Source organism: Corticimicrobacter populi (genome assembly GCF_003123725.1).
In the GTDB taxonomy this organism is placed as follows: Bacteria; Pseudomonadota; Gammaproteobacteria; order Burkholderiales; family Burkholderiaceae_B; genus Corticimicrobacter; species Corticimicrobacter populi.
Map to the genome: position 1 here is coordinate 121729 of NZ_QETA01000001.1, position 12157 is coordinate 133885.

The following is a 12157-nucleotide window of genomic DNA, read 5'->3' on the forward strand; positions in this document are numbered from 1 at the left end:
AGGGCTAGAAACGTATTTCCGTACTCACCATATAAGTCCGGCCGCGTGCCGTTGTATTGACTGATGCACCTTCCTGGGCATAGTAGAGATCCTGGTTCATGCGGTTGAGCGCTTCGGCGTAATCCTTGTTGCCCACATTCTGTACGCTGGCACGCAGCATCACGTTGCGGGAAAGCTGGTAGCTGGCGTAGATATCGAAAATCGTGGGGATGCTGGGCATATCTTCTTTCTCGACACGGTTGGTATCGAGGCTGATTCCCTCGGTGCTGAGGCGTCGTGATTTGCCCGTGAACTTGGCGAGGCCTCCTACCACCAGTTGCCTGTCGAGCAGGCGAGCACCGATGTCCAGGGTGGCATAGCTGTTGGGCAGATCGCTCATGTCGTCGTAGCCGAAGCCCAGTTGGGTTGTGCTGACAATCGAGGTGGGCTGGTCGGTTTTTTGCTTGCTCCAGCTCAGACTGGCATATACGATGCCGGCATCGTAGCGGGCTTCGAGCTCATAGCCGCGTGTAGTGACGGGGGTCAACGAGTTGATGGCGATATGCGCGTTGAAGTCGGCGTACGAGTTATCGATATCCTTGCAGCGGGCACCGTCATAGCACAGGAAGAACGATTCGCTGGTAATGTAGTTCCGGATCCGGGTTCGATAGGCCAATGCCTTGAGCTGGAAGGTATCCTTTTCCGTCAGCAGACCCTGTTTGAAGATATCGAAGCCGGCCTGCCAGGTCTCTGCCTCCTCAGGTTTCAGGAAGGGGTTCATGGAGCCACCACCTTCGTTGGAGAAAAAGACTTCCTGCACATTCGGTGCACGTGAAGAATGGCTGTAGGATACGAAGGGACGAAACCAGGGGGCGACCTGGACGCCAAACGTGGCCGAAGGATTGATGGCAGTGTCAGTCAGGTCAAGCCGGGCGGCACCCTGGGGAAAGCAGCGTATCGTGTCCGGGCAGGCTGGTTTGTTGCCGATGACGTTGCTTCTGGTGTAGTTCAGGCCCAGGTCTAACTGGTAGATGTCGCGCCGCAGGGTCAGCGTGCTATACAGGGAAGAAATTTTTTGCCGGCCGGCTGGCATGAAGCCGTTGCGGCCTTCATCCTCGTATTCGCGGACGATATTGCGACTGTACGTGGTATCCATGAACTTGCCACCGACCAGCAGGTCTAGTTCATAGTCGCTCCACGCAAAGCGGCTGGTATTGTTGATATCGAAGCTGTTGGAGCGGTTGCGTACGGCTGCCTGAGCATATGCGCTGAGTGCCTGGTATTCGTAATCCTGTCGAGAACGGCTGTTACTGACCTGGACATTCAGGTTTACCAGGTCGGAACGCGGCGAGTAGTTGTATTTCAGGTAGTAGTCCTCGCTGTTGAGGTCGCGTCGATTGAACGAGTTTGTATAGCTACGCCCGCTCAGTTCCAGTCGGTTGTCGCTGTCGGGACGGATTTCCAGCTTGTAGAGTTGTGAGCGTGGATGCTGTTTCATGAACTGGGGATCTTCGCCCAGGAATTCGCTGCTGCTACGCCCGCTGCCGTTGTTGTAGGTGGCATGTACGGTGCTGCCGCTGATGCCTACCAGACCGCCTATGCTGCCGGTGTCGGAAAAGGGGGTGCGGCCTGCCATGGCCACCATCCCGCTGCGCCCCAGGCCATTGCTGCCTACGGAAAACCGGCCCATGACACCCGTGTTGCGCTCTTCGAACAGAATGTCATCGACGCCCAGCGTACGCATGTTGGCACTGCCGGCCAGCGCATTGATCCCCTGGGAGCCCGCACTGTTGCCGCGTGTGACATCCACGCCGACCAGGAAGTTCGGATCGATCAGGGCACCTGCGCCGCTGTTGGCTCCATTGCCGTGGTAGCCGGCTGGGGCGACGCCAAAAAAGGTCTGGGTCACGCCATCGATCATGGTGTTGACCCGCCCCAGGCCGCTCATGCCGCGGATGTTGACGCTGACGGCAGCCTGCAGCGGATCGAGCTGGGTATAAGTGCCGGCCATGCTGCGCAAGGTGGCATCCAGGCTCTGCAGGTTCTGGTTGAGCGTGCGTGTGCTGTGGGCACCGGCAGTTTCATAGGTGCCCGTCACGGTCAGGGTATCCATGCGTGCCACGTTATTGCGCTGGATGGTGTTCGTACGTTGCAGCATGAAGCCGTTGTGCTGCGTGGCGACGGCATACAGCCCGGTGTTCGCCAGCAATGCCGTGAGTGCCGCTTCGGGATTGCTGTAGCGACCCTGCAGACCTGGGCTCTGTTTGCCTGCAACCATGTCGCTGGGATAGGTCAGCAGAAGGCCAGTCTGTCTGCCGAAGGTGTTGAGTACCTGATCCAGCGGGCCTGCTGCCAGGTCGAGCGTGAGGGCGGCATGGCGGGTTTCTGTCGTGGTGGCATCAGACGCGGTGGTTTGCGCGACGGTTGTCAGGGGGACCAGCAGGAGCATGGCTTGCAGCACGGCACGGTGCAGCGATGAAGCGCGAAGAGGGATGGGGCGCAAAGGTTGGCAGGGCGAGGCACTCAAGGGACGGCTCATATGGAATCGGATCGATGTTTTCAGGGTTTACCCATTCCATGTCGCACGAAATAAAAAAACAGACCATTTGCATCTGCGTTTTCATGAAAGATAGAGCGTACGCGTTGTCCAGATCAGACCGCGGCGTTGATCCTCGACCCTGAGGTGGAGCATTCTGGCCAGGCTGTAGATGGCATCTTCTGGCGCAGCCAGCGGATAGGAGCCCGATAGTCGCAGATCGGCCAGCGCAGGGGCGCAGTCCAGTTCAAACGGGGCGTAGGCACCCAGTTCGCGCAGCAGGTCGGCCAATCGCATGTCGCGAGCCAGCAGGATGCCATCGGGCCAACTGGCCCGGCCGGCATCGGCAGGCTGGCGAAGATCGTAACGATCAGGATGCATCACGCTCTGCTCGCCGCTCTCCAGGATATAAGGCTGGGCGCTCGTATTGTCTGCCTGACTGGCCTGCAGTCTGACCCGACCTTCGAAGACCGATACCTGGGTGGCTGGAGGAGGTGTTGTTGCTGCGCTCGGCAGCAGGCGAACCGAGTAGCGTGTGCCCAGCGCCTGGGCCAGACCATGTCGAGTGCGCACCATGAATGGACGGAGGTCGCCGGTAGCGTGTCCTGTCTCCACGAAAATCTCGCCGGCCAGAAGATCGATGACACGCATCTGGTCGTCGTAGTGGATATTCAAGGCCGTGTCTGGTGCCAGGGTCAATGTCGTGTCATCTTCCAGATGTCTTTGCCGCTGTTCGCCTTTGCGGGTGCGCTCCTGGGCCAGCAGGCGCTGGCCTGGCTGGTTGTCATAGGCCAGCCAGCTGAGGCCGCCACTCAGCAGTAGGGCCAGTGAGCCGGCCATGGCGCGTCGGCGCGGATTGGCGGGCCGGGTGAGCAGGGCATTGCGTGCTGCGCCTGCCGAGGCCGGCGCGGTATGCTGAATGCCTTGCAGGCGGCCGTGCAACGTGGCGATGCGTTGCCAGGCCTGGGCGTGTGCAGGATTGGCATCGTGCCAGGCCTGCCACTCCCTGAGCAGGCTGGCGCTGCCAGGGTTTTCCTGCAAGGCAAGCAGCCACTGGATGGCCTGCTCTGCAACGGCGTGTGATGTGGTCATGCTGACTGGTCAAAATAACATTGCATGGCGGCACGCATCAGATAGCGCTTGACCGTGGTCAGGGAGATGCCCATCACGGCGGCAATCTCCGCCTGCTTCAGTCCGTCCAGTTGACTCAGCAGGAAGGCCTGCCGGACAGCCTGGGGCAAGCCCTGCAACAGTTGATCGACTTCGTGCAGGGTTTCCAGAAGGATGGAATGGGCTTCGGGAGACAGCGCCAATGGCACGGGTTGTTGCGCCAGGGCATCCAGGTAGGCGCGCTCCAGTTGCTCACGGCGCCAGTGGCTGGCCAGCACGCGCTGGGCAATGGTTGTCAGCAGTGCACGCGGTTCCTTGATGGGGGTTGGGTCGCTGCGCGACAGCAGGCGCACGAAGACATCCTGGACGATATCCGACGCGCAATGGATGTCTCCCAGCTTGCGCCCCAGCCATGATTTCAGCCAGGGTTGATGTGCCTGGTAGATCTGTTCGATATCAGGAGGTGGAGCGGGAGAAGCCATGCGATGCAATCGTGAGACGGGCGTCGTTCCAGTTTTTGCTTGACGCGCTATTGATAGTGGAATTTTAATGCAAATGAGAATGCAATATAATTATATTTTTGAATTGGTAAAAAAATGATCTCGCGCCTGTTGTCGTTCCTTGTGCTGACCTCTTTGCTGGCAGCCTGTCAGCATGCGCCTGATCCCCGACAGCATCAGGTCGTATTGCAGCAGGCCGTGGCCCAGGGATATGTCGTGCGCCTGGCCGATGGTGCCCGCCTGAGCCCGGACGCATTGCTGTCCGAGCTGGCGGCTGCCCAGGTACTGATCGTGGGCGAAGATCATGACAATCTCCGGCACCACCAGATCGAGGAGTGGCTGGTGCGTACGCTGCCTGAGCAGCGCCCGGCAGGCAGCTATGTGCTGGAAATGGCACGGCCCTCCCAGCAGTCTGCCCTGAATGAACTGCAACACGAGTTGCAGACACAACCGGTATCGGCTGCCGGAACCCTGCGGCGTCGGCTGGATTGGCAGGATGGCTGGCCCTGGCCGCTTTACGGCAACCTGGTTATTGCGCTGCTCAGCCAGCCACAGCCCGTGCTTGCCGGTAATTTCGACACGGATGAGATGCGCCAGATCATGGCGCGGCAAACGCGACCCCAGGGTGCACTGAGCGAACGGCCTGCGGTGGCTGACACGCTGGCAGGGTATATCGGTGGCAGCCATGCCGGAATCGAGAAACAGATGCCCGGCATGATTGCCGTGCAGATGTGGCGGGATCGTCGCATGGCGGACACGCTGATCGCTGCACCCAAACCCAGCGTGCTGTTTGCCGGCAACATCCATGCGCTCAAGGATGTAGGGGTTGCCATGCACCTGCGCGATCAATGGCCGGATCAGCCCGAGTCGGCGGTCAGGGTATTGCTGCTCCTGACCCAGGAGTCCGACGCCGATACCTCGCATGCGGATTATCTGTGGATCACCGGCTGACGCGCAGCACTTGCCTGCCATACCTGAATTACCTCAACCAAAAGCTGTATTACTTCAATGACGACCCATCATCTTTCATCGCATCGCCTGTCCAATCCTCTCAAGGGGGCGCTGACGGCGGGCCTGGCCTGCCTGCTGGCGCTGTCCTCGGCTTTCGGGGCATCGCCGCCTGTCTCCGACAAGGATCGCTTCTGGATGCGCACTAATTATCTGCAGGAGCCGGAGGAGGGGGTGTATGAATTGCAGTTCAACGCACCGACAGGCGCGGTTTTCGGGGCAGCGATCGACCGGGTGCGGCGAGGTGAGAACCGGGGCTATCTGTATGCCTTCGATGGTGAAACCATGCAGATCAAGGGGCGCTACGAAATGCCATACCGGGCCTTTTCTCTGGCACAGGATGGTGCCGGGAAATGGCTGTACGTGGGGCATACCCAGGCGGCTTCGCTGCGCGTCAGCCGGGTATCGCCGCAAGATGGCAAGGTGGCTGTGACCAGCGAGCGCCTGCATGTCGAGCCCAGCGCACCCCAGGATGAGCATCTGCGTCACATGGTCTACAACGACAGGACCGGCGAGCTGTTCGTGGCCTATATAGGCAAGGTTGGCGAAGGAGAGTCTCGGCAATCGGTCTATCGGCTGCTGGTGCTAGATGGCCAGACGCTGCAGCTCAAGGGCGAGGTCGAGGGTGCGTTCCCATCGGTGGGGTATGCACTGACACTGGACCCCGTTTCCCAGCATCTCTATACCGCCGGCCGTGACTATATCAACGAGATCGACCCGGTCAGCCGTCAGGTGATTCGCCATATTTCGCTGGATCAGACCCAGCCCCGCATCAATAACCTGGTGGGCTTGGCGGTCGATGCGCAGGGTGGGCGCATCTTTGCCTCGCAGTTCATTCACCAGCCCGATGATGAGAACGAAGGCGAACAGGATGGCCTGTATGTATTCGACCTGAAAACCGGTGCGCAGACTGCTTTCGTGCCGACAGGCGAGGGCGCGGTCACGCTGGCCTACAACCGCAAGCATGACGAGATATATGTCAGTAATTTCTTTGGCGGCACGATTGGCGTAGTCGATGGCAAGACGTATCAGCTCACCAAGCGCATTCCGGGCCATGTCTTTCCTAACATGATGGCGCAGTCTGCCGATGGCGACGCACTGTATGTCGGCCTCAAGCAGGGATTCAGCAAGCAGTGGAATCCGGAAGAGTTCGTCGAGGGCGCACGGGAGCAGGTGCTGCGCATTTCCCTGGACCGGGATCAGCCGGCCGCGGCGGTTGGCCACTGAGAGAGGCAATTAACGGTTTTTGATGTTGCTGGCTGTATTTGGCCTTGCCTGATGCAGTCAGGCTGGATAGACTGAAATTCCTGTTTACGTCAATGACTAGGAGAAATGCCATGATGCAGAAAATTGCCAAGAAAACCGGTCTTGTCATGCTGTTGTGTGCGACTGTATTGGCGGCAGGCTGCAATACCGTATCCGGCGTGGGCAAGGATATCGAGCGTGGTGGTGAGGCGATCCAGGGCGCAGCAGAGAAATAAGGCGCGGGCTGGTCGCTGACATTGAGTGTTGCCAGCCGCTTTACAATTCCACGCAGCCCGCTGGCCGGCTTGTCCGGTCAGCGGGCTCTTTTTTGCGTAAAATCGGGGTTTGGCCGCGTTGCGCGGCACCGGATTTCATCCATTCATCTTCGGAGAGTTCTTCATGGCCCTCGTTTCCATGCGTCAGCTGCTGGATCACGCCGCTGAACACGGCTACGGCATTCCCGCGTTCAACGTCAACAACCTGGAGCAGGTCCAGGCCATCATGGAGGCTGCCCACGAGACCGACAGCCCGGTGATCATGCAGGCTTCGGCCGGTGCGCGCAAATATGCCGGCGAGGAGTTCCTCAGGCATCTGATCCAGGCCGCCGTCGAGTCGTATCCCCATATCCCCGTGGTCATGCACCAGGATCACGGCCAGTCGCCAGCCGTGTGCCAGGGCGCGATCGACCTGGGCTTTTCCAGCGTGATGATGGATGGCTCCCTCAAGGAAGACGGCAAGACCATCGCCGACTACGAATACAACGTCGAAGTGACCCGCACGGTGGTCGAGGCTGCCCATCGCCAGGGCGTGACCGTTGAAGGTGAACTGGGCTGCCTGGGTTCGCTCGAAACCATGCAGGGCGACAAGGAAGACGGCCACGGTGCCGAGGGCACGCTGTCGATGGAGCAACTGTTGACCGACCCCGAGCAGGCCGCCGATTTCGTGCGCCGCACCCAGCTCGATGCGCTGGCCATTGCCATCGGTACCAGTCACGGTGCCTACAAGTTCACCCGCAAGCCCACCGGCGATATCCTGTCGATCAAGCGCGTCAAGGAAATCCACGCACGCCTGCCCAATACCCACCTGGTGATGCACGGCAGCTCCAGCGTGCCGCAGGATCTGCTGGCCGAGATCCGCGAGTTCGGTGGCGACATGAAGGAAACCTACGGCGTGCCGGTCGAGGAAATCCAGGAAGCCATCAAGTACGGCGTGCGCAAGATCAACATCGATACCGATATCCGCCTGGCGATGACCGCCGCCGTGCGTCGTTTCCTGTTCGAGAACCCCTCCAAGTTCGATCCGCGCGAATTCCTCAAGCCGGCTCGACTGGCTGCCAAGAAGCTGTGCATCGAACGCTATCAGCAGTTCGGCACCGCCGGCCATGCCGCCAGCATCAAGCCGATCAGCCTCGACGAGATCGCACGCCAGTACGCCTCCGGCGCGCTGAAGCAGCAGGTGCAGTAACTCCGCAGCCGTGCTTGCGTCACGGATGGCACCCGTCATTCACGATGCAGGCGCGGCAGCTTCTGTCCCGCACTGTGGGCAGATGATCCGAACTTTCCACTTTCCCGGTGAACCGACGTGACCTCCGCTTTGCATCAATCCAGTATCCAGTCCTTGCCGCTGCTTGGCCGCGGCAAGGTGCGCGACATCTATGCCGTCGGCGACGACAAGCTGCTCGTGATCGCGACCGATCGCATTTCCGCATTCGACGTGATCCTGGATGATCCGATTCCCGGCAAGGGTGAGGTTCTGACCGGCCTGACCGAGTTCTGGCTGCGCAAGCTGGCCCATGTGGTGCCCAATCACTCCACTGACGTGCAGCCCGAAGACGTGGTCACGGCAGCCGAGCGTGATCAGGTGCGTGGCCGTGCCGTCGTGGTCAAGCGTCTCAAGCCGATCTTGGTCGAAGCCGTGGCACGCGGCTACATCATCGGCTCCGGCTGGAAGGATTATCAGGCCACGGGTGCCGTGTGCGGCATCACGTTGCCGGCCGGCCTGCAGCAGGCCGGCAAGCTGCCGGAACCGATCTTCACGCCGGCGGCCAAGGCAGAACTGGGCGAGCATGACGAAAACGTCGATTTCGACTATGTACGCAACGCCGTTGGCGACGAACTGGCAGGCCGCCTGCGCGATCTCACGTTGCAACTCTATCGCGAAGCAGCCGATTTCGCCGCCACCAAGGGTATCCTGATCGCTGACACCAAGTTCGAGTTCGGCCTGGATGACCAGGGTGTGCTGCACCTGATGGACGAGGTCCTCACGCCGGACTCGTCCCGTTTCTGGCCGGCCGATGGCTACCGCGAGGGGATCAGCCCACCGTCGTTCGACAAGCAGTTTGTGCGCGACTGGCTCGAGACCCAGGTCTGGGACAAGACGCCGCCGGCTCCGCGCCTGCCTGCCGAGGTGTTGGAAAAAACCGCTGCCAAATACCGTGAGGCGCTCGAGCGCCTGACTGCCTGAGTCGCAAGGAGCATATGCAGATGATTCAGCAGGCACACAGACACGAAAGCCCCGTGGTCGGGGTGGTGATGGGTTCTTCGAGCGACTGGGACGTGATGCAGCATGCCATCCGCATCCTGGCGGATTTCGGCGTACCCTACGAGGCACAGGTGGTCTCCGCGCACCGCATGCCGGCCGAAATGGCCGAGTATGGCGATCAGGCTGCGGCACGCGGCCTGCGTGCCATCATTGCCGGGGCGGGTGGTGCAGCTCACCTGCCGGGTATGCTGGCAGCCTTTACCGAGGTGCCGGTGTTCGGCGTGCCGGTGCCGTCGCGTTACCTGCGCGGTGAGGATTCGCTGCTGTCCATCGTGCAGATGCCCAAAGGCGTGCCGGTGGCGACGTTCGCCATTGGCGAGGCGGGCGCGGCCAATGCCGCCCTGCATGTGATTGCCAACCTGGCGACGACCGATGCCGCGCTGCGCGAAAAGCTGCGTGCCTTCCGCGCACGCCAGAATGAAGTGGCGCGCGGCATGAATCTGCCGCCGCTCGACTGACAGGAAACCGCATGACTGTATCGCGCACTTTCCCTTATCTCGTGCCCGGCCAGTGGCTGGGTGTGTTGGGCGGTGGCCAACTGGGCCGCATGTTCTGCCAGGCAGCCCAGGACCTGGGCTACCAGGTGGCCGTGCTCGACCCGGCAGCCCAGGGGCCGGCAGCCGCCGTGGCAGACCGTCACCTGCAGGCCGCGTACGATGACGAGGCTGCTCTGGCCCAGCTTGCCGGTCTGTGCAAGGCGGTGACGACCGAGTTCGAGAATGTACCGGCAGACAGTTTGCGCGTGCTGGCCGAGGTCAGTGCCGTCAGCCCGTCGGGCGATGCCGTGGCCGTCGTGCAGGATCGCATTGCCGAAAAAACTTTCATTTCTTCTCAGGGTATCCCCGTGGCTCCCTGGACAGCCATCCGCAGCGAAGCCGATCTCGATGCTGCGCCTGATGCGCTGTTTCCAGGAATTCTCAAGGTGGCGCGCCTGGGTTATGACGGCAAGGGACAGGCCCATGTCGTCAATCGCCAGGAGGCACTGGCTGCGTTGGCCGCTTTTGATGGTGCCGCCTGTGTGCTGGAAGCCCTGCAGCCGCTCGACTACGAGATTTCCGTCGTGCTGGCGCGTGGCCATGATGGCGAGATCCGGATTTTTCCGGCAGCGCGCAACGAGCATCGCAACGGTATCCTGGCCGTATCCGAAGTCGGGGCCAGCCTTGATCCGGCGATTCAGGCGCAGGCGCATGAAGCCGCTCGTGCTCTGGCACAGGGACTGGATTATCGTGGTGTACTCTGCATCGAGTTCTTCGTGCTGCAGGACGGTCGGTTGCTGGTCAATGAGATCGCGCCGCGTCCACACAACAGCGGTCACTACACTATGGATGCCTGTCTGACCAGTCAGTTCGAGCAGCAGGCACGGGTGATGGCAGGCTTGCCGTTGGGCGATACCAGCATGACCGGTGCGGCCATCATGCTCAATCTGCTGGGTGACATCTGGTTCGATCCCGAAACCGACGCAGTGCGCGAGCCTGACTGGCGTACCGTGCTGGCGATTCCTGGGGCCAAGCTGCACCTGTACGGCAAGCGTGATGCCCGCAAGGGCCGCAAGATGGGCCACGTCAACTGCGTGGCACCCACGCTTGAACAGGCACGCGCCGCCGCTGCTGCCGCAGCGCGTGCGCTGGGCATTGCCTACGATCCGGCCTGATGGATACGCGGTCGTCCCTGATGTCGGCGGGTGGTGTTTCTGGGTATCCGGATGCGGTCGCCATCGAGACGGCCGCCGCGCAGTTGCAGGCTGGCCGGCTGGTCGCCTTTCCGACTGAAACCGTCTATGGCCTCGGGGCCGATGCCGAGAACCCACAGGCGGTGGCGGCCATTTATGCCGCCAAGGGCCGGCCATCCAACCACCCCGTGATTGCGCACCTGGCACCGGGAGCCGACCTCGACTACTGGGCTGCCCATATGCCGAGTCAGGCACGCAGCCTGATCGCGGCATTCTGGCCGGGGCCATTGACTCTGATCCTCAAGCGTGCCACGCATATCGATCCGGCCATCAGCGGTGGTCAGGACAGCATTGGATTACGCTGCCCGGCCCACCCGGTGGCCCAGGCGCTGATCGCAGCGTTCGCGGCACAGCGTAGCGGCGGGCAGGGCGGCGTGGCCGCACCGTCGGCCAATCGCTTCGGCCATGTCTCTCCTACACTGGCACGCCATGTGCTGGAAGAGTTTGCGCCCGAGGTGGCCAGCGGACAGATCCAGGTGCTGGATGGCGGGCCGACCGAGGTTGGCATCGAATCGACCATCCTCGATCTGTCGCGGGTGCATCTGGGAGGGCGTCCTGTGCTGCTGCGGCCGGGTGGCATCAGCGCCGGGCAACTGGAACAGGTGCTGGGTGAGGCGGTATTGCCGCCCGATGTCGATGCACCGCGTGCGTCCGGCACCCTCAAGGCGCACTATGCACCGGGCACGCCGTTTCGGCTGTTGCCGCTTGATGCGATCCTGCATCTTCTGGCGAATCAGGCGGGTGGTCGTTGTGTGGTGGCTTCGCATAGCTGTCCCGTGGCCCCCGTGTTGCCTTCTGGTGGGGCAGTGTTCTGGCAAGCCATGCCGACCGATGCCGATGCCTATGCACACGTGCTCTATGCTCGCATGCGCGAGTGGGATGTGCTGGGTGTGGATGTCATCCTGCTCGAAACACCTCCCGAAGAGGCCCGTTGGGCTGGGGTGCGTGATCGCGTGCAGCGGGCGGCAGCGGCTTTTCCTTCGGACTGGCAAGCGTAGCGCGGTCAGTAGTCCGGCAGCTTCAGCCCGAAATGCGTCGGCTGGAATGCTTTTTCCACGACAAAGTCGAAGAAGTCCTGATGGGTGGGCTCAGGCTGTGCATCCGAGGATGAATCATAAAAATAGACAGCGTTCGAATAGCTGCTGTCATCGCTTACAAAGCCATAGTAGCCGCCCGTTTCATCATCGCTGAACGGAAAGAAATTGGGCGGCATGGTGATGCCTTGCAGGACAAGGTTGCCGTTCTCGCTGCGTGAAATGCACCAGCCGTTGAGCGGACTGAGGGAGTACAGGTTCAGGAATGCGAAGTAGCCTGCCTTGTATGTGCTGGCAAAGTAGGCGTACTGATCCGGCAATCGCTTGCCAATGGTTTTTTCCGTGTCGCTGATGTCTTCAGCCGTGGCAAGATGCGCGTCCTCTGTCAGGAACCAGTTTGGTTTCTGGCTGCGAACATAGTCGACTGTTTCCTTGAATTGCCCGGTATTCATTGTGTGCTTCAGTTGAAAGCGCC

The 12157-nt window shown here is 61.1% G+C and carries 12 protein-coding genes; 8 read left to right on the plus strand and 4 right to left on the minus strand.

The annotated features are described in order from the left end of the window. Positions 1-4 precede the first annotated feature (4 nt). The 3 genes from DD235_RS00540 to DD235_RS00550 all read right to left on the minus strand — a co-directional run bounded on the left by DD235_RS00540 (position 5) and on the right by DD235_RS00550 (position 4107). Positions 5-2518, minus strand: coding sequence for a TonB-dependent receptor (locus DD235_RS00540; protein WP_204524157.1), 2514 nt, complete (start codon positions 2516-2518; stop codon positions 5-7). 81 nt (positions 2519-2599) lie between these two features. Next, a complete protein-coding gene (locus tag DD235_RS00545; protein WP_109060124.1) occupies positions 2600-3607 on the minus strand; it encodes a FecR family protein in 1008 nt (335 codons plus the stop codon). Beyond that, complete coding sequence (locus DD235_RS00550; RefSeq protein ID WP_109060125.1) at positions 3604-4107, minus strand: sigma-70 family RNA polymerase sigma factor; 504 nt, start codon at positions 4105-4107, stop codon at positions 3604-3606. Before DD235_RS00550 ends, DD235_RS00545 begins: the two co-directional genes overlap by 4 nt. A 114-nt stretch (positions 4108-4221) precedes the next feature. Here DD235_RS00550 and DD235_RS00555 point away from each other — a divergent pair, with 114 nt between their 5' ends. The 8 genes from DD235_RS00555 (at position 4222) to DD235_RS00590 (ending at position 11646) form a co-directional block, all read left to right on the plus strand. Further along, complete coding sequence (locus tag DD235_RS00555) at positions 4222-5076, plus strand: ChaN family lipoprotein (protein WP_109060126.1); 855 nt, start codon at positions 4222-4224, stop codon at positions 5074-5076. A 57-nt stretch (positions 5077-5133) separates the two neighbouring features. Next, entirely contained in the window at positions 5134-6360 is a 1227-nt protein-coding gene (locus DD235_RS00560) for a YncE family protein (protein ID WP_109060127.1), read from the plus strand. 146 nt (positions 6361-6506) lie between these two features. Further along, positions 6507-6614 carry an entericidin A/B family lipoprotein gene (locus DD235_RS00565; RefSeq protein WP_109060942.1) on the plus strand — a complete coding sequence of 36 codons (108 nt, stop codon included), beginning with the start codon at positions 6507-6509 and terminating at the stop codon, positions 6612-6614. A 163-nt stretch (positions 6615-6777) separates the two neighbouring features. After that, positions 6778-7842, plus strand: coding sequence for a class II fructose-bisphosphate aldolase (fba, locus tag DD235_RS00570; RefSeq protein WP_109060128.1), 1065 nt, complete (start codon positions 6778-6780; stop codon positions 7840-7842). 117 nt (positions 7843-7959) lie between these two features. Then, positions 7960-8841 carry a phosphoribosylaminoimidazolesuccinocarboxamide synthase gene (locus tag DD235_RS00575; RefSeq protein WP_109060129.1) on the plus strand — a complete coding sequence of 294 codons (882 nt, stop codon included), beginning with the start codon at positions 7960-7962 and terminating at the stop codon, positions 8839-8841. Positions 8842-8861: 20 nt separating this feature from the next. Continuing rightward, entirely contained in the window at positions 8862-9377 is a 516-nt protein-coding gene (gene purE / locus DD235_RS00580) for a 5-(carboxyamino)imidazole ribonucleotide mutase (RefSeq protein WP_109060943.1), read from the plus strand. 11 nt (positions 9378-9388) lie between these two features. Further along, the gene (locus tag DD235_RS00585) at positions 9389-10570 is read left to right on the plus strand and encodes a 5-(carboxyamino)imidazole ribonucleotide synthase (protein ID WP_109060130.1); all 1182 of its coding nucleotides are present in this window, start codon (positions 9389-9391) and stop codon (positions 10568-10570) included. 20 nt (positions 10571-10590) lie between these two features. Further along, complete coding sequence (locus DD235_RS00590; protein WP_109060944.1) at positions 10591-11646, plus strand: L-threonylcarbamoyladenylate synthase; 1056 nt, start codon at positions 10591-10593, stop codon at positions 11644-11646. 5 nt (positions 11647-11651) lie between these two features. On the opposite strand, the gene DD235_RS00595 is transcribed toward DD235_RS00590, so the two are convergent. Then, on the minus strand, positions 11652-12134 hold the full coding sequence (locus DD235_RS00595; RefSeq protein ID WP_109060131.1) for an SMI1/KNR4 family protein: 483 nt from the start codon (positions 12132-12134) through the stop codon (positions 11652-11654). Between the last annotated feature and the right edge of the window lie 23 nt (positions 12135-12157).

Coding starts and splice junctions, on each gene's coding strand:
- DD235_RS00540 (WP_204524157.1), bottom strand. CDS start 2,518: ATGAGCCGTCCCTTGAGTGCCTCGCCCTGCCAACCTTTGCGCCCCATC.
- DD235_RS00545 (WP_109060124.1), bottom strand. CDS start 3,607: ATGACCACATCACACGCCGTTGCAGAGCAGGCCATCCAGTGGCTGCTT.
- DD235_RS00550 (WP_109060125.1), bottom strand. CDS start 4,107: ATGGCTTCTCCCGCTCCACCTCCTGATATCGAACAGATCTACCAGGCA.
- DD235_RS00555 (WP_109060126.1), top strand. CDS start 4,222: ATGATCTCGCGCCTGTTGTCGTTCCTTGTGCTGACCTCTTTGCTGGCA.
- DD235_RS00560 (WP_109060127.1), top strand. CDS start 5,134: ATGACGACCCATCATCTTTCATCGCATCGCCTGTCCAATCCTCTCAAG.
- DD235_RS00565 (WP_109060942.1), top strand. CDS start 6,507: ATGCTGTTGTGTGCGACTGTATTGGCGGCAGGCTGCAATACCGTATCC.
- fba (WP_109060128.1), top strand. CDS start 6,778: ATGGCCCTCGTTTCCATGCGTCAGCTGCTGGATCACGCCGCTGAACAC.
- purE (WP_109060943.1), top strand. CDS start 8,862: ATGATTCAGCAGGCACACAGACACGAAAGCCCCGTGGTCGGGGTGGTG.
- DD235_RS00585 (WP_109060130.1), top strand. CDS start 9,389: ATGACTGTATCGCGCACTTTCCCTTATCTCGTGCCCGGCCAGTGGCTG.
- DD235_RS00590 (WP_109060944.1), top strand. CDS start 10,591: ATGTCGGCGGGTGGTGTTTCTGGGTATCCGGATGCGGTCGCCATCGAG.
- DD235_RS00595 (WP_109060131.1), bottom strand. CDS start 12,134: ATGAATACCGGGCAATTCAAGGAAACAGTCGACTATGTTCGCAGCCAG.